We start from the raw sequence: 22,601 nt of genomic DNA on the forward strand, positions 1-22,601 counted from the left end.
TCCTTGACCACCGCTCCGACAGTCCAGAAGCCGCGCCATGCCCAGTCTGAATGATATCCGCTCGACCTTCCTGAGCTACTTCCAGGCGAACAACCACCAGGTCATCCCCTCGGCGCCCCTCGTGCCGCAGAACGACCCGACCCTTTTGTTCGTCAACGCCGGCATGGTGCCCTTCAAGAACTACTTCACAGGCGCCGAGACCCCGCCCACCCTGCGCGCGGCCTCGTCCCAGAAGTCGGTCCGGGCCGGCGGCAAGCACAATGACCTGGACAACGTCGGCTACACGGCCCGCCACCACACCTTCTTCGAGATGCTGGGGAACTTCTCCTTCGGCGACTATTTCAAGGAAGGCGCCATCGAGCTGGCCTGGGGGCTCCTGACCCGCAACTTCGGCATCCCGCCCGAGAAGCTCTGCGTCACGGTCTATCACACCGACGACGAGGCGGCCGACCTGTGGAAGCGTATTGCAGGCCTGCCGGACCACAGGATCATCCGCATCGCCACCAACGACACCTTCTGGTCGATGGGCGACACCGGTCCCTGTGGTCCGTGCTCCGAGATCTTCTACGACCACGGCGAGCACATCTGGGGCGGCCCGCCCGGGAGCCCCGAGGAGGATGGCGACCGGTTCGTGGAGATCTGGAACCTGGTCTTCATGCAGTTCGAGCAGCTGGCTGACGGGACCCGTCGCCCCCTGCCCAAGCCCCAGATCGACACCGGCATGGGCCTGGAACGCATCACCGCCGTCCTGCAGGGCGTGCACGACAACTATGACACCGACCTCTTCCGCACCCTGATCTCGGCCTCCCAGGGGCTGGTGGGTCCGGGCGGGGAGGCGGCCTCCCACCGGGTCATCGCCGACCACCTCCGCTCGTCCAGCTTCCTGATCGCCGACGGCGTCTCGCCCTCCAACGAGGGCCGAGGCTATGTCCTGCGCCGCATCATGCGCCGGGCCATGCGCCACGCCCATCTGCTGGGCGCCCAGGAGCCCCTGATGCACCGGCTGGCGCCGACCCTGGTGACCGAGATGGGCGAGGCCTATCCCGAGCTCCGCCGCGCCGAGCCCATGATCGTCGAGACCCTGCGCCAGGAGGAGGAGCGCTTCCGTCGCACCCTCGGCCGCGGCATGGCCCTCCTGGAGGAGGCGTCGACCGGCCTGGGCGAGGGCGACCGCCTGCCGGGCGAGGTGGCCTTCCGTCTTTACGACACCTATGGCTTCCCCCTCGACCTGACCCAGGACGCCCTGCGCGCCCGGGGCGTGGCCGTGGACCTGGACGGGTTCCAGGACGCCATGCGCCGCCAGCGGGAGATGGCCCGCGAGGCCTGGACGGGCTCGGGCCAGGCGGCCGCCGCCGCCGAGTGGTTCGGCATCCGCGAGCGCCTCGGCGCCACCGAGTTCCTGGGCTACGACCGCACCGAGGCCGAGGGCGAGCTGGTCAGCCTGGTGAAGGGGGGCGGCGAGGCGGGGTCCGCCGGCGCCGGCGAGACGGTCTTCGCCCTGTTCGACTGCACCCCGTTCTACGCCGAGAGCGGCGGCCAGGCGGGGGATGTCGGCCTGGCCTCCTGGCTGGGCGGACGCGGCAAGGTGCTCGACACCCAGAAGCAGGCGGGCGACCTTTTCGTCCATGAAATCGAGGTCCTGGAGGGTGAGCTTCAGGTGGGTTCCCGCGTCCTGCTGGCGGTGGACGCCGACCTGCGCCGGACCACCCGGGCCAATCACTCCGCGGCCCACCTCCTGCATTCGGCCCTTCGCCGGGTCCTCGGCCCCCACGTGGCCCAGAAGGGCCAGATGGTGGACGGTGAGCGGGTACGCTTCGACTTCAGCCACGGCGGTCCGGTGACCGCCGCCGAGATCGAGGCCATTGAGGCCGAGGTCAACGCCGTCATCCGCCAGAACCACTCGGCGCGGACCGCGGAAATGGCCCCTGACGAGGCCATCGCCGCCGGCGCCGTGGCCCTTTTCGGCGAGAAGTACGGCGAGTCCGTCCGGGTCCTGACCCTGGGCGAGGCCCTGGAGGGCGAGGGCGCCTATTCCGTCGAGCTCTGCGGCGGGACCCATGTGGACCGCACTGGCGACATCGCCCTCTTCAAGATCGTCTCCGAAGGCGGCGTGGCGGCGGGCGTCCGGCGGATCGAGGGCCTGACCGGCGAGGCGGCGCGGCGCTGGTTGATCGACCAGGCCTCGGTGGCGCGCAGCCTTTCCGAACAGTTCCGTACGCCGGTCTCCGAGGTCCTGGCCCGGGTCGAGGCGCTGGAATCCCAGCGCCGCAAGCTTGAGAAGGACCTGGCCGACGCCCGGCGCCAGCTCGCCATGGGCGGTGGCGGCGGTTCGGCTGCAGGCGGCGGCGTCGAGGACATCGGCGGCGTGAAGCTCCTGGCCCGCGTCATGGACGGGGTGGGGGGCAAGGACCTCCGGCCCATCGCCGAGGAGTTCAAGAAGCAGCTGCCCGACGGCGTCATCGCCCTGGTGGGAACCGCCGACGGCAAGGCGGCGGTCACCGTCGCCGTCACCGGCGCCGCGGCCCAGAGCCTCAGTGCGGTGGACCTGGCCAAGGCCGCCGTCCTGGCCCTCGGCGGGCAGGGGGCGGGCGGCCGTCCGGACTTCGCCCAGGGCGGCGCCCCCGAGGCGGCCCGGGCCGAAGAGGGCCTGGCGGCCATCCGGGCGCTTCTGCAGGGCTGAGGCGGCGCAGCGGGCCTTGCCTCGGGCGCCGTCCGGGGCGAGGGTTCAGGCATAGCTTGAACCATAAAAGGTCCGGGAGGCCGCCCATGTCTTCGCCTGTCATCAATCCCAACGGAACCCTCAAGGGCAAGGTCGCCGTCGTGACCGGCGCCAGCCGGGGCATCGGCGAAGCGATCTGCGCCCGTCTGGCCATGGAGGGCGCCCGGGTCGTGGCCTCGGCGCGCACGGCGGAGTCCGGCGAGAGCCGCCTGCCCGGCACCCTGCACGACACGGTGGACCGCCTGCGCCGGGCCGGCGCCGACGCCGCCTTCATCAAGGCCGATCTCGCCCTTGCCGCCGACCGTGAGCGCCTGATCGATGAGACCGAGGCCCTGTTCGGGCCGGTCGACATCCTCGTCAACAACGCCGCCATCACCTACTTCATGCCGGTCGTCGACTTTACCGAGAAGCGCTTCAAGCTGATGATGGAGGTGCAGGTCTACGCCCCCTTCCACCTGTCGCAGCTCGTCCTGCCGTCGATGATCGAGCGCGGCTCGGGCTCCATCGTGAACATCTCCTCGCCGGCGGGTATCCACCCCAAGCCGCCCTATCGCGGCGGTCGCGGCGGCACGGTCTACGGCCTGTGCAAGGCGGCGCTGGAGCGGTTCACCACGGGCCTCGCGTCCGAGGTCCAGGCGAACGGGATCGCCGTCAACGTGGTCTCGCCGGGCCTCGTGGACACCCCCGGGGTTGCTGTCCACGGCCTGATCAACGAGCAGTCGAAGGACCGGGTCCAGCCCATCGAGTACATCGCCGAGGCGGTCTACCAGCTGGCCAAGGCCGATCCCGCCACCATGACCGGCCGGGTGGACTATGCCGAGCCCCTGCTCAAGGAGCTGGGCCTGGAGCCTTCCGCCCTCATCTGACGCTGGCAAGGCGCCCGGGGCCTTGCCATGTTCCGGGAACGCCCTTCTTGATCGCCCTCCTGGAGGAGTGCGCAATGAAGCTTGCAGCAGGACTGGCGGCCCTGGCCCTGAGCGCCAGCGCGGCGACCGCGGCGGACCTGACCCTGGACCGCGTCTATGCGGCTCCCGACCTGACCGGCCCCAGGGCCCGGGGCGTGGCCCTGTCGCCCGACGGGACCCTGGTCACCTATCTCCGCGCCCGGCCCGACAATCCGCGGGTCACCGACCTCTGGGCGGCCGATGTCGCCGGCGGCGCACCCCGGCGGCTGATCGACGCCGCGGCCCTCATTCCGACCGGACGCGATCTCTCCGAGGCCGAGAAGAGCCGCCGTGAGCGCCAGGGCGTCCAGACCTCGGGCGTGGTGGCCTATGACTGGGACGACGAGGGCCGGTTCATCCTTGCGCCGGTCGAGGGCGACCTCTGGCTCTGGACCCGGGCCGACGGGTCCGTGCGCCGGCTGACCGAGACCCCGGAGGACGAGATCGACGCCCGCGTGTCCCCGAAGGGCGGCTTCGTCTCCTTCGTCCGCGGCGACAACCTGTGGATCGCCCCGGCAGGGGGAGGGGAGGCCCGCGCCCTGACCCGCGACGGAAGCGAGCTGCGCAGCTGGGCGACGCCCGAGTTCATCGCCCAGGAGGAGATGGACCGGCAGACAGGCTACTGGTGGAGCCCGGATGAGAGCCGCATCGCCCTGACCCGGGTGGACCTGACCCCTGTCGATGTCGTCGAACGGTTCGACGTGAACGCCGCCGGCGCCGTTATCGTGCCGCAGAGATACCCCCGGACCGGCCGTCCCAACGCCCGGGTGGAGCTGTTCGTCCAGTCCCTGGCGGACGGCGCCCGGGTTCCCGTGGACCTGGGACCGGACCCTGACATCTACCTCGCCCGGGTCGACTGGTCCCGCGATGGCCGCACCCTGTACGTGCAGCGACAGTCCCGGGACCAGAAGCGGCTGGACCTGCTGGCGGTGGACCCGGCGACCGGTGTGTCGCGGGTCCTGCTCACGGAGACGAGCGCGCACTGGGTCGAGCTGACCGACGACTTCCGCCCCCTTAAGGACGGGTCCTTCCTCTGGACCTCGGAGCGGTCAGGCTGGAAGCACATCGACCTGCACGGCGCCGATGGGCGCCGGATCCGCCAGGTCACCCGGGGCGACTGGCCCGTCGACGCCATCCAGGGGATCGACGAGGACCGCGGCGTGGTGCTGTTCACCGCCAACCGGGACTTGCCCGTGGAGCGGCGGCTCTACGAGGCCTCCTGGAAGCGTCCCGGCGCTCCCCGCGCCCTGACGCCCGCCGGGGGCTGGTGGACCGTCAAGGTTGCGGCCCGCGGCGGCGCCTTCGCCGGGACCTACGAGGATCCCGCCACCCCGCCCCGGACCGGCCTCTACCGGGCCGACGGCGAGCTTGTCCGGTGGATCGAGGAGAACCCGCTGGACGCCAGCCATCCCCTCGCGGCCTACCGGGACCGGCTGCGCACCCCGACCTACGGAACGATCAAGGCGGCGGACGGGTCCGACCTCTGGTGGTCCATGCGCACCCCGCCCGGTTTCGATCCGTCGCGGAAGTATCCGGTTGTGGTCCGTGTCTATGGCGGGCCGGGCAACGCCCAGGTGCGCAAGGTCTGGCATGATCCCGCTGACCAGCTCTACCTGCAGGCGGGCTTCATCCTGTTCTCGCTGGACAACCGAGGTACGCCCAACCGCTCCACCGCCTTCAAGACCGCCATCGACCGTCGCCTTGGGCAGCTGGAGGTGGACGACCAGATCGCCGGCGCACGCTGGCTGGCGGCACAACCCTATGTCGATCCGGCCCGGATCGCCGTTACCGGCTGGTCCTACGGCGGCTACATGGCCCTGATGCTGCTCACGGCGCCGGACACCCCCTTCGCCGCCGGGGTCTCAGGGGCGCCGCCCACCGACTGGACCCTGTACGACACCCACTACACCGAGCGGTTCATGGGAAAGCCCTCCGAGAACCCGGGTGGATATTCCGCGTCGGAGGTCACTGCGCGCCTGGGACGGCTGAAGCCGGGAAGCCTGCTGCTGATCCACGGCATGGCCGATGACAACGTCACCTTCGACAACGCCACGCGTGTGATGGCCGACCTGCAGGCGCGCGGGACCCCCTTCGAGACCATGGTCTATCCCGGCCTGCGCCATCGCGCCGGCTGGACCCAGGCCCACCTGAAGCACCGGACCCAGGCGACCCTGGACTTCTTCAGGCGCAAGCTGCAACCCGATCGCTAGGGCGCCAGGCGAACCGCCGCCGCCCCCCTCGCCGGGCTCCGCCTAGGGGGATGAGCGCTCTAATTCCTCCCCCCAGGGGGAGGTGGACCGCGCAGCGGGCCGGAGGGGGTCAGCTGAGACGGGGATTGACCCCCTCAGTCAGCTTCGCTGACAGCTCCCCCTTGGGGGAGCAATTGAGCGCTCTCATTCCTCCCCCTAGAGGGAGGTGGCGCGCGGAGTGCGGCGGAGGGGGTCAGCTGAGGCGCTGTTGACGGGCGCGTTCAGCCCGCCGCCAGGGCCTTGTCGAGGTTGGCGGCGACCTTGTCGATGAAGCCTTCGGTGGTCAGCCAGCCCTGGGAGTCGCCGACCAGCAGGGCCAGGTCCTTGGTCATGGCGCCGGCCTCGACCGTCTCGACGCAGACCCTCTCCAGCGTGTGGGCGAAGTTGGCCAGGGCCTCGTTGCCGTCCAGCTTGGCGCGGTGCTCCAGGCCCCGGGTCCAGGCGAAGATCGAGGCGATGGAGTTGGTCGAGGTCGACTCGCCCTTCTGGTGCTGGCGGAAGTGGCGGGTGACGGTGCCGTGGGCGGCCTCGGCCTCCATGGTCTTGCCGTCGGGCGTCAGCAGCACCGAGGTCATCAGGCCCAGCGAGCCAAAGCCCTGGGCGACCTGGTCGGACTGGACGTCGCCGTCATAGTTCTTGCAGGCCCAGATGAAGCCGCCGTTCCACTTCAGGGCGGAGGCGACCATGTCGTCGATCAGGCGGTGCTCGTAGGTCAGGCCCGCTTCCTTGTACTGGGCGGCGAACTCGGCCTCGTAGATCTCGGAGAAGATGTCCTTGAACCGGCCATCGTAGGCCTTGAGGATCGTGTTCTTGGTCGACAGGTAGACCGGGTAGTTCCGCTGCAGGCCATAGGCGAGGGAGGCGCGGGCGAACTCGCGGATCGACTCATCGACGTTGTACATGGCCATGGCCACGCCGGAGCCGGGGAAGTCGAACACCTCATGCTCGATCTCCTGGCCGTCCTCGCCGGTCCACTTGACCGTCAGCTTGCCCTTGCCGGGGACCCGGAAGTCCGTGGCGCGGTACTGGTCGCCGAAGGCGTGGCGGCCGATGATGATGGGCTGGGTCCAGCCCGGGATCAGGCGGGGCACGTTGCGGCAGATGATGGGCTCGCGGAAGACGACGCCGCCGAGGATGTTGCGGATCGTGCCGTTCGGCGACTTCCACATCTTCTTCAGGTTGAATTCCTTCACCCGGGCCTCGTCCGGCGTGATGGTGGCGCACTTGACGCCGACGCCGTGCCGCTTGATCGCCTCGGCGGACTCGATCGTGACCTTGTCGTCCGTGGCGTCGCGGTGCTCCATCCCCAGGTCGTAGTAGTCGAGGTCGATCTCGAGGTAGGGGAAGATCAGCTTGTCCTTGATCCACTGCCAGATGATGCGGGTCATTTCGTCCCCGTCGAGATCCACGACAGGGTTGGCGACTTTGATCTTGGCCATGGCGGGCGCGCACTCCTCGGCGAAAACGGGTCTGTTGTGCGGGAGCTATACCTGCCCCCGCGCCCGGCGCAAAGGCTGCGGGCGGGCTTGCGCTTGCGCCGGCGGGCCTGAGGCCCGAAAAGGGCCGCCATGGACCCCATCGCGCCCGCCATCATCCTCGATCGCCCCCAGCTGGCCGAGAACATCGGGGCCGTGGCCCGGGCCATGGCGAACTTCGGCCTTTCGGACCTCAGGCTCGTGGCGCCCCGGGATGGCTGGCCCCAGGAGCGGGCGTGGGCCTCGGCCTCTGGCGCAGACTGGCCCCTCAACGCCGCCCGTGTCTACGATACGGTCGCTGAGGCCATCGCCGACCTGACCCTCGTCCAGGCCACCACCGCCCGGCCGCGGGAGCTGCAGCTGCCGGTCCTGACCCCTCGAGAGGCGGTGGAAGAGGCGCACGCCGAGGCCGTCCAGGACCGGCGCACCGGCCTGCTTTTCGGCGCCGAAAGGGCCGGCCTGGAAACCGCCGACATCGCCCTCTGCCAGACCGTGGTGACCCTGCCGGTCGATCCGCGCTTCCGGTCGCTGAACCTGGCCCAGGCCGTGATCATCCTGGCCTACGAATGGCGCATGCGCATCGACGCCGCCGCCCCTGCGAACTTCCGCCCCGGCCCCGAGCCCGCCGAGGCCTCGAGCGTGATGGGGCTCTACGGCCACCTGGAGGATGAACTCGAAGCCGCCGGCTTTTTCCATCCGCCGGAAAAGAAGGCCTCCATGGTCCAGAACCTGCGCTCGGCCCTGGGCCGGGCCCGGTTCAGCGAACAGGAGGTGCGGACCTTCCGGGGGGTCGTCACGGCCCTGTCCCGCGGGCGAGGGCGTGTGCTGGAAAAGATCGCCCGCCAGAAGGCCCAGTCCTCCGGAAAGGAAACCGCATGAGCGACCTTGAAGCCCTTCGCGAGGCCGCCCGCACGGCCTACGTCTTCACCCTGCCGCTGATCGAGATCGCCACGACCCGAAGCCGGGGCCTGGCCGTCGGCTCGCCCATGAACACCTTCGGGCACATGCGCAGGCTGGCCGACCATACCTCCCGGGCGGTGACGACGCCGAACAACGACACCTTCTACTCCACCGCCCAGGTGGACCTGTCCGACGGGCCGGTGAGCCTGACCCTGCCGCCGTCTGGCGACCGCTATCTCTCGGTCCAGTTCATGGACGCCTACAGCAACACCTTCGCCATCCTCGGCACGCGCACCACGGGCGGGGAGGGCGGAACCTACACCCTGGTCGGGCCTTACGACGCCGCCTCCCCGGGGCCGCGGGTCCTGCGGGCGCCGACCCGGCACGTCTGGGTCCTGGCCCGGATCCTCGTGGCGGGACCGGACGACGCGGCCGACGCCAAGGGGGTGCAGACGGGCCTGTCCATGCAGGGGCCGGCCACCGCCGATCCGGGGGCCTTCGCCCACCGTGGGGCCGACTGGCGGGACTATCTGGCGTCCGCCGCCGAGCTGGTGAGGCTCAATCCGCCGCCGGCGACGGACGGGCAGGTTCTTGCGCGCATGGCGCCCCTGCGCCTGGAGGCCTTCGATCCCGACCGGTTCTCGCCGGACGAGGCGGCGGCGATTGCCGAAGGCCTGGAGGCGGGCCGTCGCTTCGGCCGCAGCGCCGGCGGCCTGACGGGCCCCAGCTTCATCGACGGTTGGTCCTATCCCGACGGCCGGCTGGGGAATTTTGGCCAGAACTACGCCCTCAGGGCGGCGGTCGCCGTGGGCGGGCTGGCGGCGCTGCCGCCGGAGGAAGCCATGTACATGCGGGCCGAGGGCGACCTGCCCCGGGCCCTCTTCGACGGCGCCCGCAACTGGCGCCTGCACTTCGCCGCCGACCGGCAGATCCCGGTGGACAGCTTCTGGTCCCTCAGCCTCTACGAGGCGACCGAGGACGGACAGTTCTTCTTCACCCGGAACGACCTCAACCGCTTCGCCATCGGCGACCGGACCCCGGGCCTGGCCTACAACCCCGACGGCTCCCTCGACATCTGGATCGGCGCCGTCTCGCCGGGTGCGGAGCGCGAGTCCAACTGGCTGCCGGCGCCGGAGGGCCCCTTCGCTCTCTTCATGCGCGCCTACCTGCCGCGGCCCGAGCTGCTGGACGGGCGCTGGCGCCTGCCGCCGGTAGAGCCGGCCTGAGGGCGTCGCCGTTGCAATCTGGGCTCCGGTGAGGTAAGGACCGCGCCTTCCGCGCGCGTGGCCTCCGGGCCCTGCGCCGGCATGACGGGCAGATGCAGAGCCGCCGTTGCAATCGCGGTCCTCAAGGGGGCCGCCGGCCTGCGTCAAATGAAGAGAGACGACACATGTCGAAGCGCCACTCGGCGAAGTACAAGATCGACCGGCGGATGGGCGAGAACATCTGGGGTCGCCCCAAGTCCCCCGTCAACCAGCGCTCCTACGGCCCCGGCCAGCACGGCCAGCGCCGGAAGCAGAAGACCTCTGACTTCGGCCTGCAGCTCCGCGCCAAGCAGAAGCTGAAGGGCTACTACGGCAACCTGACCGAGAAGCAGTTCTCGCGGACCTACGACGAGGCCGCCCGCCGGAAGGGCAACACTGCCGAGACCCTGATCGGCCTCCTGGAGGCCCGGCTGGATGCGGTGGTCTACCGCGCCAAGTTCGTGCCCACCGTCTTCGCCGCCCGCCAGTTCGTGAACCACGGCCACGTGACCGTGAACGGCAAGCGCGTGAACATCGCCTCCTACCGCGTGAAGATTGGCGACGTCGTCCAGGTCCGTGAGCGTTCGCGCAACATGGCCCTGGTGCTCGAGGCCCTGCAGTCGGCCGAGCGCGACACGCCGGACTACATCGAGGTCGACGCCAAGGCCATGTCGGCCCGCTTCGTCCGGACCCCGGAGCTGGCGGAAGTGCCCTATCCGGTGAAGATGGAACCGAACCTCGTGGTCGAATTCTACGCGTCCTGATCCGGACGCCGACCTGAGACGAACAGGGGCCCCGGAGCGATCCGGGGCCTTTTTCGCATGTCCGGCGCTTGCAGTCGGCGGCCCTTTGGAGGCGAATGGCGGCGTGCTGTCCCGTCGTTTCCTCCTTGCCGGAACCCTGGCCCTGGCCGGCTGCGCCAGCCTGCCGCGGTCGCAGGCCTGGCCGTCGACGGGACCGTTTCCAGAGCTTGAGGCGGTCCGGTCGGTCAGGGTCACGCCCGGGGGGCTGAGCGTCGAGGTGGCCAGCCGGGGCTGTGCGGCGCCTCCGGACCTGGCCTTCTTCGTCGAGCGCCGGGACGGAGTCGCCACCGTCGCCTTCGCGCGGCGGCGGCTGCTGACCTGCCGCGAGGCGCCTGGAGGCTGGGTGGAGGTCGCCTTCCCGCGCGAGGCGCTTGGGCTCAGGCCGGACGAGCCGGTCTTTGTTCTCAATCCGCTGTCGTCGGGACCGGATCGATGAAACGGGCGACCATTTCCGGCGGCACCCGGCGGGGGCGTCCGCCCTCGCGCTCGATCAGGCACCAGGTGGTGCGGACCTGGGCGCACATGGCGCCGTCCGGGCCATCGATCCGGACATAGCGGTCAAAGCGCGGCCCCTCGGCCTCGCGCGCCACCCAGGTGCGACCGGACGCCGTCTCCCCGGGCAAGAGGGCGCGGCGATAATCGACCTCGTGGCGCAGGCAGATCCAGGCCCATCGGGCCTGGTCTTCGTCTGGCTGGCGGGCCGCCCAGTGGGAGATGGCCAGGTCCTGGGCCCAGGACAGGTAGACGACATTGTTGACGTGGCCGTTGGCGTCGATGTCCGCCGGCCCCGGCGCAAAGTCGCGGCGGAAGACCTGCTGGCCCTCTGGTGGCTCGAACAGGCGGCTCACGGCGCGCCGGTCAGGCGAGGAGGCCCTGGTCGGCCATGTGGGTCTTCAGCTCGCCGGACTGGAACATCTCCTTGATGATGTCCGCGCCGCCGATGAACTCGCCCTTCACGTAGAGCTGGGGAATGGTCGGCCAGTCCGAGAAGGACTTGATCCCCTCGCGCAGGTCCTGGTCCTGCAGCACGTCCACGCCGACATAGTCGACGCCCATGTGGTCGAGCACCTGCACCACCAGGGCCGAGAAGCCGCAGCGGGGCTGGTCAGGGACGCCCTTCATGAAGAGCACCACCTCGTTCTCCGCGATGGTCTTGCCGATGAAGTCGTGGACCGGATTGTCGGTGGACATGTGGGATCTCCCGAAGGCTGGTTTCCAGCTAGGCGCCCTGCGGCGCCGGGTCAAGCGGCAGCTTCAGCCCGCCTTGTCCGGCGTCAGGGTTTCAAGGGCCAGGGCGTGCAGCTCGCCGCCCATCTTGCCCTTGAGGGCGGCGTATACCAGCTGGTGCTGACGCACCCTGGGCAGGCCGGCGAAGGCGTCCGAGACGATCCGCGCCCGGTAGTGGTCGCCGTCGCCCGCCAGGTCCACGATCCGGATCTCGGCGTCGGGGAAGGCCTCGCGAAGCTCGGACTCGAGGTCTTGCTGGGACATGGGCATCGAAACATCTCCTGGGGCGGACCGGCGCCGCATGATGGCATGTAGGGACGGCATAGGTGATTCCCAGACCGGGAGGCGGACGGAATGGTATTGGCGGCGATGGCGGCTGCAGCGGCGCTGTTCAGCTTCCCCGGCGGGCAGGCGGTCTCCGCTGCGCCCCTGCTGCCCGCCGCCCCGGCGTCGTCCCCGAAGCCCCGACCGGGGCTTTGGACATTGGCCATGGCGGAGTGCCGCTTCAACCTTCGCGCCGAACTGGACCGCTGGCCGGATTGCGCGGATCCCGTGCAGATGGGGCAGACGGCCCTTTCCCGTCCGTCGCCCGGCCAGCCGGGTTCCGCCCTGAAGTACGTCTATGCCGAGGGCGATCCGGGACTCCTGCAGGTCGAGACCGGCCGGGGCGGGCCGGAAGCCTGGAGCTACTATGGCTTCCGGCCCCTGGCCTCGGACGCCGACGGCGAGGTCATCCGCGCGCGGATCTGGCCGGTGACCTGTCCGGCCAGGGGATGCCGGCTGAAGACCGCCAAGGAGCTCCTGGCCGCCGCACGCGCGTCTGAGGCGCAGGCCTTCACCGAAGCGTCGGAGGACCCTGGGCGCACCGCCGTCTGGGTGCGGCGCGCCCAGTAGGCCGGCCTCAGTCGACGATGGCCGAGTAGACCAGGTTCTTCAGCTGGCCCCGGAAGTTGAAGGTTCCCGAGGGCATGAGCTGGGTCATGAAGACCATGGTCATGTCCTCCTTGGGGTCGACCCAGAAGATGGTCGACGCCGCACCCCCCCAGTAGTAGTCGCCGACGCCGAGGCCGCCGGTCTCCACCACCCCTTGCGTGGAGGCGAAGCCCAGGCCGAAGCCCACGCCCTCGTTCGTCGTCTCGGAGAAGGCGCCGATGGCCAGCTGGGTCAGGTCCTTGCCGCCGGGCAGGTGGTTCATGTGCATCATCTCCAGGGTCCGCGGCCCCAGGATGCGCACGCCGTCCAGCTCGCCGCCCCGGCGCAGCATCTCGCAGAACCGCATGTAGTCGGCCGTCGTGCCCGTCAGCCCGCCGCCGCCGGACTTGAAGGCCGGGTTGCGGGTGAAGTTGCTGGCAGACGGGTCGTCGATCAGCTTGAGCGCCTTGTCCGGCCCGCGCTGGTAGTTGGCGCAGAAACGATCGACCTTGTCGGGGGCCACATGGAAGGCGGTGTCCACCATGCCGAGGGGCTCGAAGATCTCTTCCCGCAGGAAGTCCTCGAAGGGACGGCCAGAGATGATCTCGACCAGGGCGCCGCAGACGTCGGTGGCCAGGGAGTACATCCAGCGCTCGCCCGGATGGTAGCGGAGCGGGACCTGGGACAGCTTGTCCATGAACTCGACCATGCTGTCCGTCGTGTCGGCCGAGCGGATCTTGAGTGCGCGATAGGTCTTGTCGATGGGGTGCTGGATCCCGACCCCCGGAAGACCGCCGCCATAGGTCAGGCCCGCCGTGTGCGACAGGACGTCCCGGAAGGAAGCCGGCCGGTGCGGGCGCTCGGTGACCATGTCCTCGCCTTCGCCGGACACCCAGACCCGGTGGTTCTTCCACGAGGGGACGTAGCGGCTGACCGGGTCGTTCAGCTGGAAGTAGCCCCGCTCGTACAGCATCATCAGGGCCACCGAGGTGATCGGCTTGGTCATCGAATATATGCGGAAGATGGCGTCGTCGCGCATGGCCTTGCCGCGCTCGAGGTCCATGCTCCCGAAGGATCCCGAATAGGCCGGGACGCCCCGCCGGGCGATGGCGACCTGGCAGCCGGCGATCTTCTGCGGGCCGATATAGTTGCGCTCAAGATGCTCGCCGATGCGCTTCAGGCGCGACAGGTCAAATCCGGTTGCGTGCGTCGCCGTCATGGCCCTGGGCCTCCCCCTGTGTTTGTCTCTCGGACTTTCCGGGGCATCATGCCTCCGACAGGCGGGGCGTGGCCAGCCCCCGCGACGCTTTGGGAGCCGCACCATGACCGCCATCCTCGACACCCTCGCCGACGCCATCGCCGAACGCCTGAAGGCGCGGGGCGAGACCGTGGCGGTGGCCGAAAGTTCCTCCGGGGGGCTGATCTCGGCGGCCCTGCTGGGCGTGGGCGGCGCCTCGGCCTACTACCTCGGCGGCGGGGTCATCTACACGGCCAAGGCCCGCTTCGCCCTGCTGGACATCCCCAGGGAGGCCACGGCGGGCATGCGCTCGTCCAGCGAGCCTTACGCCCTGCTGCTGGCCCGTTCGATCCGCGAGCAGTTCGGCGCCAGCTGGGGCGTGTCCGAGACCGGAGCGGCCGGGCCGACCGGCAACGGCTACGGCGATGCGGCGGGACACACCTGCGTGGCCATCTCCGGGCCCATCGAGACGGTGATCACCCTGGAGACGGCCAGCAGCGATCGCCGCGCCAACATGGAGGCCTTCGCCGCCGCCGCCCTGGACCTGCTGGACCGCGGGCTGCAGGCGGCGGGCTGAGCCTCAGGCCATGTAGCCGGGAAGCCATCCCTCGTGCCCGGCCTTCAGGGCGTCGAGGGGGAGGGTGAAGACCCCCGTACAGGACAGGTCTCGTCCGCCCGCGGCGCCCACCACCCGGGCCGGGACCCCGGCTGAGGTAGCTGCGGACAGCACGGGGCCAGGGTCCGCACAACCGACCAGGTATCGCCCCTGGTCCTCGCCGAAGAGCCAGGCCTGGGCGGGCAGGGCGCCCTCTACCGCCAGTGTGATCCCCAGGTCGGAGGCCATGGCCATCTCGGCCGCCGCCGCGACAAGGCCGCCGTCAGAGAGATCGTGGACCACGCGGGTCAGGCCTGTCCGGATCAGCTGGCGCACCAGGTCGCCATTGCGGCGCTCGACGGCCAGGTCCACCGGCGGCGGCGCGCCATCCTCACGGCCCAGGACCTCGCGCAGGTACATCGACGCGCCGAGCTGGCCGCGGGTCTCGCCCAGGAGGACCAGGCTCATGCCCGCTTCCAGCCCGGCGAAGTCCGCCCGCTGGCCATAGTCGGGGATCAGACCGACCCCGCCGACCGTCGGCGTGGGAGGGATCGCTGCGCCGCTGGTCTCGTTGTAGAGGCTGACATTGCCGCTCACGACCGGGAAGTCGAGGACCCGGCAGGCCTCGGCCATGCCGTCGATGGCCCGGACGATCTGGCCCATGATCTCGGGCCGCTCCGGATTGCCGAAGTTGAGGTTGTCGGTGATGGCGATGGGGTCCGCGCCCACCGCCGTCAAGTTCCGCCAGGACTCCGCCACGGCCTGCTTGCCCCCCTCGTAGGGGTCGGCCTGGACGTAGCGGGGGGTGCAGTCCGACGTCGCGGCGATGGCCTTGCGCGTCCCGTGAACGCGCACCACGCCGGCGTCGGCGCCCGTGGCGCTGTCCTCCAGGGTGTCGGCCATGACGTGCCGGTCGTACTGCTCCCAGAGCCAGCGCTTGGAGGCCATGTCCGGGGCCGACATCAGCGTCAGCACCGCCGCGGCGAAGTCCGTCGGCGCGGGCACGCTGGCGGCCTCGAGCCGGGGCTGCAGGACGGGCTGGGTCCAGGGCCGGTCGTAGAGGGGGGCGTCGTCCGACAGGGGCGCGAGGGGCAGGTCGCAGACCACCTCGCCCTGGTGGCGAAGGATGATCCGGCCGGTGTCCGTGGTCTGGCCGATGACGGCGGCGTCCAGTCCCCACTTCTCGAAGATCCGGCGGCCATCGTCCTCGCGGCCGGGCTTGAGGATGGCCAGCATGCGCTCCTGGCTCTCGGAGAGCATCATCTCGTAGGCGCTCATGCCGGTCTCGCGCTGGGGCACCTTGTCCAGGTCCAGTTCGATGCCGACGCCGCCCTTGCCGGCCATCTCGACGGAGGAAGAGGTGAGGCCCGCCGCGCCCATGTCCTGGATGGCGGCCACGGCGCCGGAGGCCATCAACTCCAGGGTCGCCTCGATGAGCAGCTTCTCGGCAAAGGGGTCGCCGACCTGGACGGTGGGGCGCTTCTCTTCCGAGGCCTCGTCGAACTCGGCCGAGGCCATGGTGGCGCCATGGATGCCGTCCCGGCCGGTCTTGGACCCGAAATAGACCACGGGCAGGCCGGCGGCCGGGGCGGCCGAGTAGAAGATGGCGTCGGCATCCGCCAGGCCCACACACATGGCGTTCACCAGGATGTTGCCGTCGTATCCGCGATGGAAGTTGGTCTCGCCGGCGATGGTGGGCACGCCGACGCAGTTGCCGTAGCCGCCGATGCCCGAGACCACGCCGGCCAGGAGGCGTCGGGTCCGGGGATGGGCGGGGTCGCCGAAGCGCAGGGCGTTCAGGAGTGCGATGGGCCGGGCGCCCATGGTGAAGACATCGCGCATGATGCCGCCCACGCCCGTCGCCGCGCCCTGGTAGGGCTCGATGAACGAGGGGTGGTTGTGACTCTCCATCTTGAAGATGCAGGCCTGGCCATCGCCGATATCCACCACCCCGGCGTTCTCGCCGGGGCCGCAGATCACCAGCGGGCCCGTGGTGGGGAATTTCGACAGGTGCCGGCGGCTCGACTTGTACGAGCAGTGCTCGGACCACATCACCGAGAAGACGCCAAGCTCGACCAGGTTCGGCTCACGCCCGAGGCGCTTCAGGATGAGTTCGTACTCGTCGGGCTTGAGCCCGAACTCGGCGGCCGTCTGGGCCATGGACTGGGGCGCTGAGGTCATGTGCCGCTTCTATCCGGACTCGCGCGCGAGGGCGATAGCCACGGCGATCCGCCGGGTTGACGTCTAACATTTACGTCGTATATTTTCAGCGCAACCTCGGGAGGCCGCCCATGACCGCCATCATCGACAAACGTGTCTGCGCCGAGATCGAGGGCGACTTCGTCCTCTTCCTGATCGGCATGCGGGTGAACCGCCCACTGAAGTTCTGGAAGTGGTGGCCGGTGGCCAAGGCCATGCCGAAGATGATCATCGAGCTCTCCAAGCGGCCAGAGCTCGGCATGCTGCACGCCCGGACCCACTTCGGCTTCCCGAACATCTTCCTGGTCCAGTACTGGCGTAGCTTCGACCACCTCGAGGCCTACGCCCGGTCCCGGGAGCTGGAGCACCTGCCCGCCTGGCAGGCGTTCAACAAATCCGTGGGCTCGAACGGCGACGTCGGGATCTGGCACGAGACCTACCTGATCCGGAACGGCGCCTACGAGAACGTCTACAACAACATGCCCGCCTTCGGCATGGGTGTGGCCGGCGAGCTGCGCGACGCCACCGGCGCCCGGAAGGAAGCGCGGCAGCGCATCCAGGCGGCGGCGGAGACGCCCGAGGCCTCCTGAGGCGCTGGGCGCCTCTCAGAGATTGCCCCTCGCCGCAATGCTGGCTAGCGTCCCCCCCAAAGAAGCTTCGCAGGCGCGGGGCGAACCAGGAGACCTAGATGGCCAACGGGGGCATATTCCGACGTAAGTCCGTCGCCCAGATCCAATCCGAGCATGAGCATGGCGAACTGAAGCGGACGCTGGGGGCGCTGAACCTCACCCTGCTGGGGATCGGGTGCATCATCGGAACGGGCATCTTCGTCCTGACCGGACGGGCCGCCGCCGAGTTCGCCGGCCCGGGCATCATGATTTCCTTCATCATCACCGGCACGCTCTGCGCCTTCGTGGCGCTCTGCTACGCCGAGCTGGCCTCAGTCCTGCCGGTCTCCGGATCGGCCTACTCCTACTCCTATGCCTCGATGGGCGAGATCATGGCCTGGATCATGGGCCTGCTCCTGATCCTTGAGTACGGCCTCGCGGGATCCACCGTGGCCGTGGGGTGGTCCGGCTACCTGGTCAGCCTCCTGAAGGACATCGGAATTACATTTCCTCCCGCACTGACCGCGGCGCCGGGCGTCGAGGTGAAGGACGCAGCTGGGAATGTCGTGGCGACGGGGATCATGAACCTGCCCGCCATGGTCGCCCTCCTGGCCGTCACCGGCCTGCTGGTCCGCGGCGTGACGGAGTCCACGACCGTCAACAACATCGTCGTGGTCATCAAGGTGGCGGTGGTCATCGCCTTTATCGGTATCGGGGCCTTCTATGTGAACCCCGACCTCTGGAGTCCCCTGATCCCGCCGCAGGAGCCGGCCCCGCCCGCCGGCACGCCCATGGACATCTGGAGCCAGATCTGGCGCGCCCTTGCCGGCATTGTCTCGGGCGAAACTGAGTCCCGGTTCGGAGTCAGCGGCGTCATCCACGCGGCTGCAGTGATCTTCTTCGCCTATCTTGGCTTCGAGGCGGTCTCCACCGCCGGGGCCGAGAGCCGCAACCCGGCGCGGGACATGCCGATCGGAATCCTCGCCTCCCTCGCCATCTGCACCGTGCTCTACATCCTCACCTCGGCGGTCCTCGTCGGGATCGTCCCCTACCACTCGCTGGACAATCCCGCGCCCATCGCCCTGGCGGTGAACGAGATCGGCCTGGGCTGGTTCGCCATCCTGGTGAAGATTGGGGCGCTGGCGGGCCTGTCGTCCGTGATGCTGGTCCTGCTCTACGGCCAGACCCGGATCTTCTACACCATGAGCCGCGATGGCCTCCTGCCGGACATCCTCTCGCGGGTCCATCCGAAGTTCCAGACGCCCTGGGTCAACACGGTCGTCGTCGGCCTCCTGGCCTGCGCCGCCGCCGGCTTCATGTCGCTGGACAAGCTGGCGGACCTCTCGAACGTGGGCGCCCTGACCGCCTTCGGTGTGGTCTGCGCCACCGTGATCTACCTGCGGTTCACCTCGCCGGACCTCGCGCGTCCCTTCCGGGTCCCGCTTTATCCGGTGGTTCCGATCCTCGGGGTCCTGATGTGCGGCCTGCTGCTCCTGACCCTGATGCGGACCGAGCACACGCGGAACTTCTTCCTCGGCTACCTGGCGATCGGCATCCTGGTCTACTTCGTCTACAGCATGCGCAGCTCCAAGCTGGGCAAGGGGGTGCTGGTCTCGGGCCATGAGGCCGAGCCCATGGAGTTGCCCCACAAGGACAACTGACCGGGCTGAGATGGCCTGAAACGGAAGGGGCCCCTCCGGATCCGGAGGGGCCCCTTTTCATGTCCGGGATATCCTGCGAGACGACGCCGCGTCAGGCGGTCTCGAGAAGGCTCTGGAAGAGCAGGGCGCCGTCCGCCGAGCCCAGTTCCGCCTCGAAGGAACGGTCCGGATGGGGCATCAGTCCCAGAACATTTCCGGCCCCGTTGATCAGCCCCGCGATGTCGTTCAGCGAGCCGTTGGGATTGTCGGCGTAGCGGAAGACCACCTGGCCCTCGCCCTCGACGCGGGCCAGGGTCTCGGCGTCCGCGAAGAAGGCGCCCTCGCCGTTGCCCACGGTCATCACCGCCTTCCGGCGGCTGCCGAAGGCGCGGGTGAAGCGGGTGTCCGGCCGGACGATGTCCAGCTCCACTGGCTTGCAAACGTACTTCAGGGCGGCGTTGCGCAGGAGGGCGCCCGGCAGGAGGCCGGTCTCGCACAGCACCTGGAAGCCATTGCAGATGCCGACCACGGCCACGCCGCGCCCGGCCGCCGTGCGCACCTCGGCCATGACCGGCGAGAGCGCCGCCATGGCGCCGCAGCGCAGGTAGTCGCCATAGGAGAAGCCGCCCGGCAGGACGATCAGGTCCAGGCCGGCGGGCAGGGAGGTCTCGGTGTGCCAGACCATGTCGACGGCGGCGCCGGTGGAGCGCTCGACGGCGACCTTGCAGTCCCGGTCGCAGTTCGATCCCGGGAAGACGATGACGGCGGCCTTCATGGTCAGGACAGCTCGATCCGGTAGCCTTCGATCACCGTGTTCGCCAGCAGGGTCTCGCACATCTTGCGGACTTCCGCCTCAGCGGCCGCCGGCTCCACCCCGGCGAGATCGAACTCGAGGGTCTTGCCGACCCGGACGTCGGAGACCCCGCCCCAGCCCAGGCCGTGAAGGGCGTTCTCGACGGCCTTGCCCTGGACGTCGAGGACGCCCGGCTTGAGAAACACGTGGACCCTGGCGCGCACTAGTGCAGCCCTCCCTGGATGACGGTCGGCATTTCCTTCATGATCCCGAGGCGCCGCGCGATCTCGGCATAGCCTTCGATGGCGTCGCCCAGGTCGCGGCGGAAGCGGTCGAGGTCCAGCTTCTCGCGGGTCTGGGTGTCCCAGAGGCGGCAGTTGTCGGGGCTGATCTCGTCGGCCAGGACCACGCGGGAGAAGTCGTTCTCCCACAGGCGGCCGAACTCGACCCGGAAATCGATCAGCGAGATCCCCACCGCCCCGAAGGCGCCGTTCAGGAAGTCGTTCACCCTCAGGGACAGGGCCATCATGTCGTCGATCTCCTGGGTCGAGGCCCAGTTGAAGGCGGTGATGTGCTCCTCGGTGACCATCGGGTTCCCGAGCTTCTCGTCCTTCAGGTAGAATTCGATGATGGAGCGGGGCAGGGGCTGCCCTTCCGGCAGGCCGAACCGCTGGGAAAGGGAGCCGGCGGCGGCGTTCCGCACCACCACCTGCAGGGGGATGATCTCGAGCTCGCGGATCAGCTGCTCGCGCAGGTTCAGGCGGCGGATGAAATGGTTCTGGACTCCGATCGTGTTCAGCCGGGTCATGAAGTACTCGCTGATCCGGTTGTTCAGCACGCCCTTGCCCTCGAGGACCGCCCGCTTGGCGTTGTTGTAGGCGCTGGCGTCGTCCTTGAAGTACTGGACCAGGGTGCCGGGCTCGGGCCCCTCATAGAGGATTTTCCCGTGCCCCTCGTAGATCTTCTTGCGGCGGGTGCTCATCGTCGCCTTCTCCAGGCCTCGGGGTCGGTGTGCGTCATCCGGAGACAAAAAGGCGCGGGAGCTGGGACCCGCGCTTGCCCGGACGACTCGACGATCGCGTCCCGTCGAGGCGGGGTGAAACTAGCCGAACCGGGGGGCGTTCGCAAACGGCGCCGCTTTCCATTGCGGACCGGCGGTGCAGCGGATAGACAGCCCTTGTAAAGCCTGTTTTTGGGATCGCCATGACCACCTTTGAAAATCGCGAGCGCGGGTTCGAGAGCAAGTTCGCCCTCGACCAGGAGCAGGAGTTCAAGGCGGCCGCCCGGCGCAACCGCATGCTCGGCGAGTGGGCGGCGGGCCTGATGGGTCTCCAGGGCGACCATGTCGCCGAATACGCAAGGGCGGTGGTGAAGTCCGACCTGGAGCTGCCGGGCGACGACGATGTCCTGCGCAAGGTCTTCGAGGACCTCAAGGGCGCCGGCGTGACCGTTACCGAGGGCGATGTCCGCAATAAGATGGGCGAGTACCTCGCCGTGGCGCGCCAGCAGATCAAGGACGGCAAGTAGGACGCCGCCCGGCGAGGCCCAATCCCGGTCGCCGCAGACCCCCTCCGGCCCGCTGCGCGGTCCACCTCCCCCTTGGGGGAGGAATGATGAGCGAATTGCTCCCCCCAGGGGGAGCTCCCGGCGAAGCCGGGTGAGGGGGTCAATGCCCGTCTCAGGAGACCCCCTCCGGCCCGCTGCGCGACTAGCGGCTGAAGACCCGGGCGAACACCGTATCCACGGCCTTGAAGTGGTAGCCGAGGTCAAACAGCTCGGCGAGTTCCGCGTCCGAAAGGTGCGGGCGGATGTCTGCGTCCGCCTTCAGGAAGCCCAGGAAATCGCCTTCGCCCCGCCAGACCTTCATGGCGTTGGTCTGGACGGCCGAGTAGGCCGCCTCCCGGGACATGCCCTTCTGGGTCAGGGCCAGCAGCACCCTTTGTGAGTGCACCAGTCCGCCCAGGCGGTCGAGGTTGCGCATCATGTTGTCGGGATAGACGACCAGCCGCTCGACCACCCCGGCCAGCCGGCGCAGGGCGAAGTCCAGGTGAATGGTGGTGTCCGGGGCGATGGCCCGCTCGACGCTGGAATGGCTGATGTCGCGCTCGTGCCAGAGGGCGACATTCTCCAGCGCCGGGGTCACCGCCGAGCGGATCAGGCGGGCGAGGCCGGTGAGGTTCTCGGTCAGGATGGGGTTGCGCTTGTGCGGCATGGCGCTCGATCCCTTCTGGCCCGGGTCGAAGGGCTCCTCGGCCTCCAGGACCTCGGTGCGCTGCAGGTGGCGGATCTCCACCGCCAGGCGCTCGATGGCGCTGCCGGCCACGGCGAGGGCGGCGAAGTAGGCGGCGTGCCGGTCACGGGGAATGACCTGGGTCGAGACGGGCTCCACCTCCAGGCCCATCTTTCCCGCCACGTGGGCCTCCACCTCGGGGGCGACGTTGGCGAAGGTCCCGACCGCGCCGGAGATGGCGCAGGTGGCGATCTCCGCCCGCGCGGCCACAAGCCGCTGGCGCGTCCGCTGGAACTCGGCGTAGTGGCCCGCCAGCTTGAGGCCGAAGGTCGTCGGCTCTGCGTGGATGCCGTGGCTGCGGCCGACGCAGGGCGTCATCCGGTGCTCCATCGCCCGGCGCTTCAGGGCCGCCAGCACCAGGTCGACGTCCTCGATCAGGAGGTCGGTGGCCCGGGCCAGCTGGACGGCCAGGGCCGTGTCATTGACGTCCGAGGAGGTCATGCCCTGGTGCAGGAAGCGCGCCTCCGGCCCCACCAGCTCGGTGACGTGGGTGAGGAAGGCGATGACGTCGTGCTTCACCTCGCGCTCGATCTCGTCGATCCGGTCGACGTTGAAGATCACGCCGCGGCCCTTCTCCCAGATGGTCCGGGCGGCTTCCTTCGGGATCACGTCCAGCTCGGCCATCTTGTCGGCGGCGTGAGCCTCGATCTCGAACATGATGGTGAAGCGCGTCTGAGGCTCCCAGATGCGGGCGAATTCGGGGCGGGCGTAGCGAGGGATCATGGCCGGGACTTCTAGGCCGAGGCGGCCCTGGATGCAAAGCCGG

22 protein-coding genes are annotated in these 22,601 nt (G+C 69.4%); 12 read left to right on the top strand and 10 right to left on the bottom strand.

All coding sequences use genetic code 11. The features are described 5' to 3' along the window. The first annotated feature begins 37 nt into the window (after positions 1-37). From alaS to HYN04_RS04685, 3 genes are all read left to right on the top strand, one after another. Positions 38-2,680, top strand: a complete 2,643-nt coding sequence (gene alaS / locus HYN04_RS04675; RefSeq protein WP_110449683.1) for an alanine--tRNA ligase — start codon at positions 38-40, stop codon at positions 2,678-2,680. An 86-nt stretch (positions 2,681-2,766) separates the two neighbouring features. Beyond that, positions 2,767-3,585: an SDR family NAD(P)-dependent oxidoreductase gene (locus HYN04_RS04680; protein WP_110449684.1), complete on the top strand. Its 819-nt coding sequence runs from the start codon at positions 2,767-2,769 to the stop codon at positions 3,583-3,585. A gap of 74 nt (positions 3,586-3,659) precedes the next feature. Beyond that, positions 3,660-5,873 carry a S9 family peptidase gene (locus tag HYN04_RS04685; RefSeq protein ID WP_110449685.1) on the top strand — a complete coding sequence of 738 codons (2,214 nt, stop codon included), beginning with the start codon at positions 3,660-3,662 and terminating at the stop codon, positions 5,871-5,873. A gap of 260 nt (positions 5,874-6,133) precedes the next feature. Here HYN04_RS04685 and HYN04_RS04690 read toward each other — a convergent pair whose 3' ends face one another. Next, positions 6,134-7,351: an NADP-dependent isocitrate dehydrogenase gene (locus HYN04_RS04690; protein WP_110449686.1), complete on the bottom strand. Its 1,218-nt coding sequence runs from the start codon at positions 7,349-7,351 to the stop codon at positions 6,134-6,136. Positions 7,352-7,480: 129 nt separating this feature from the next. Between HYN04_RS04690 and HYN04_RS04695 the strand changes: the two genes are divergently transcribed. From HYN04_RS04695 to HYN04_RS04710, 4 genes are all read left to right on the top strand, one after another. After that, entirely contained in the window at positions 7,481-8,266 is a 786-nt protein-coding gene (locus HYN04_RS04695) for an RNA methyltransferase (protein WP_110449687.1), read from the top strand. Further along, entirely contained in the window at positions 8,263-9,513 is a 1,251-nt protein-coding gene (locus HYN04_RS04700) for a DUF1254 domain-containing protein (protein WP_110449688.1), read from the top strand. The genes HYN04_RS04695 and HYN04_RS04700 overlap by 4 nt, the downstream gene beginning before the upstream one ends. Before the next feature lie 164 nt (positions 9,514-9,677). Continuing rightward, positions 9,678-10,295 carry a 30S ribosomal protein S4 gene (gene rpsD / locus HYN04_RS04705; protein WP_110449689.1) on the top strand — a complete coding sequence of 206 codons (618 nt, stop codon included), beginning with the start codon at positions 9,678-9,680 and terminating at the stop codon, positions 10,293-10,295. A gap of 103 nt (positions 10,296-10,398) precedes the next feature. Further along, on the top strand, positions 10,399-10,770 hold the full coding sequence (locus tag HYN04_RS04710) for a hypothetical protein (RefSeq protein WP_110449690.1): 372 nt from the start codon (positions 10,399-10,401) through the stop codon (positions 10,768-10,770). Here the strand turns inward: HYN04_RS04710 and HYN04_RS04715 are convergent. The 3 genes from HYN04_RS04715 to HYN04_RS04725 all read right to left on the bottom strand — a co-directional run bounded on the left by HYN04_RS04715 (position 10,739) and on the right by HYN04_RS04725 (position 11,831). Then, entirely contained in the window at positions 10,739-11,182 is a 444-nt protein-coding gene (locus HYN04_RS04715; RefSeq protein ID WP_110449691.1) for an acyl-CoA thioesterase, read from the bottom strand. The genes HYN04_RS04710 and HYN04_RS04715 overlap by 32 nt on opposite strands. A gap of 10 nt (positions 11,183-11,192) precedes the next feature. Continuing rightward, positions 11,193-11,525, bottom strand: a complete 333-nt coding sequence (grxD, locus tag HYN04_RS04720; protein WP_110449692.1) for a Grx4 family monothiol glutaredoxin — start codon at positions 11,523-11,525, stop codon at positions 11,193-11,195. Between the two features lie 63 nt (positions 11,526-11,588). Beyond that, the gene (locus HYN04_RS04725) at positions 11,589-11,831 is read right to left on the bottom strand and encodes a BolA family protein (RefSeq protein WP_110449693.1); all 243 of its coding nucleotides are present in this window, start codon (positions 11,829-11,831) and stop codon (positions 11,589-11,591) included. Positions 11,832-11,915: 84 nt separating this feature from the next. Here HYN04_RS04725 and HYN04_RS04730 point away from each other — a divergent pair, with 84 nt between their 5' ends. Continuing rightward, positions 11,916-12,455 (top strand): hypothetical protein, encoded by a 540-nt coding sequence (locus HYN04_RS04730; RefSeq protein ID WP_162599544.1) that lies wholly within the window; start codon positions 11,916-11,918, stop codon positions 12,453-12,455. A 7-nt stretch (positions 12,456-12,462) separates the two neighbouring features. Here the strand turns inward: HYN04_RS04730 and HYN04_RS04735 are convergent, their stop codons facing one another. Further along, positions 12,463-13,692 carry a serine hydrolase domain-containing protein gene (locus tag HYN04_RS04735; protein ID WP_162599545.1) on the bottom strand — a complete coding sequence of 410 codons (1,230 nt, stop codon included), beginning with the start codon at positions 13,690-13,692 and terminating at the stop codon, positions 12,463-12,465. Between the two features lie 103 nt (positions 13,693-13,795). Here HYN04_RS04735 and HYN04_RS04740 point away from each other — a divergent pair, with 103 nt between their 5' ends. Continuing rightward, positions 13,796-14,287: a CinA family protein gene (locus HYN04_RS04740; protein ID WP_110449696.1), complete on the top strand. Its 492-nt coding sequence runs from the start codon at positions 13,796-13,798 to the stop codon at positions 14,285-14,287. Positions 14,288-14,290: 3 nt separating this feature from the next. Here the strand turns inward: HYN04_RS04740 and purL are convergent, their stop codons facing one another. After that, positions 14,291-16,486 (bottom strand): phosphoribosylformylglycinamidine synthase subunit PurL, encoded by a 2,196-nt coding sequence (gene purL / locus HYN04_RS04745; protein ID WP_110449697.1) that lies wholly within the window; start codon positions 16,484-16,486, stop codon positions 14,291-14,293. A 110-nt stretch (positions 16,487-16,596) separates the two neighbouring features. Between purL and HYN04_RS04750 the strand changes: the two genes are divergently transcribed. Together HYN04_RS04750 and HYN04_RS04755 are read left to right on the top strand one after the other, a co-directional pair. Further along, positions 16,597-17,094, top strand: coding sequence for a DUF4188 domain-containing protein (locus tag HYN04_RS04750; RefSeq protein WP_110449698.1), 498 nt, complete (start codon positions 16,597-16,599; stop codon positions 17,092-17,094). Positions 17,095-17,192: 98 nt separating this feature from the next. Continuing rightward, positions 17,193-18,773: an amino acid permease gene (locus tag HYN04_RS04755; RefSeq protein WP_110449699.1), complete on the top strand. Its 1,581-nt coding sequence runs from the start codon at positions 17,193-17,195 to the stop codon at positions 18,771-18,773. A 91-nt stretch (positions 18,774-18,864) separates the two neighbouring features. Here HYN04_RS04755 and purQ read toward each other — a convergent pair whose 3' ends face one another. From purQ to HYN04_RS04770, 3 genes are read right to left on the bottom strand one after another with little or no spacing between them, the layout of a single operon-like run. After that, complete coding sequence (gene purQ / locus HYN04_RS04760) at positions 18,865-19,527, bottom strand: phosphoribosylformylglycinamidine synthase subunit PurQ (RefSeq protein ID WP_110449700.1); 663 nt, start codon at positions 19,525-19,527, stop codon at positions 18,865-18,867. Positions 19,528-19,529: 2 nt separating this feature from the next. Further along, on the bottom strand, positions 19,530-19,769 hold the full coding sequence (purS, locus tag HYN04_RS04765; RefSeq protein WP_110449701.1) for a phosphoribosylformylglycinamidine synthase subunit PurS: 240 nt from the start codon (positions 19,767-19,769) through the stop codon (positions 19,530-19,532). Continuing rightward, positions 19,769-20,527 carry a phosphoribosylaminoimidazolesuccinocarboxamide synthase gene (locus tag HYN04_RS04770; protein ID WP_110449702.1) on the bottom strand — a complete coding sequence of 253 codons (759 nt, stop codon included), beginning with the start codon at positions 20,525-20,527 and terminating at the stop codon, positions 19,769-19,771. Before HYN04_RS04770 ends, purS begins: the two co-directional genes overlap by 1 nt. A 221-nt stretch (positions 20,528-20,748) precedes the next feature. Between HYN04_RS04770 and HYN04_RS04775 the strand changes: the two genes are divergently transcribed. Beyond that, positions 20,749-21,072 carry a DUF1476 domain-containing protein gene (locus tag HYN04_RS04775; protein ID WP_110449703.1) on the top strand — a complete coding sequence of 108 codons (324 nt, stop codon included), beginning with the start codon at positions 20,749-20,751 and terminating at the stop codon, positions 21,070-21,072. 181 nt (positions 21,073-21,253) lie between these two features. Here the strand turns inward: HYN04_RS04775 and purB are convergent, their stop codons facing one another. Beyond that, on the bottom strand, positions 21,254-22,558 hold the full coding sequence (purB, locus tag HYN04_RS04780; protein WP_110449704.1) for an adenylosuccinate lyase: 1,305 nt from the start codon (positions 22,556-22,558) through the stop codon (positions 21,254-21,256). Positions 22,559-22,601 lie beyond the last annotated feature (43 nt).

Origin of the sequence: Phenylobacterium parvum, from assembly GCF_003150835.1 — a bacterium.
Taxonomy (GTDB): Bacteria; Pseudomonadota; Alphaproteobacteria; order Caulobacterales; family Caulobacteraceae; genus Phenylobacterium; species Phenylobacterium parvum.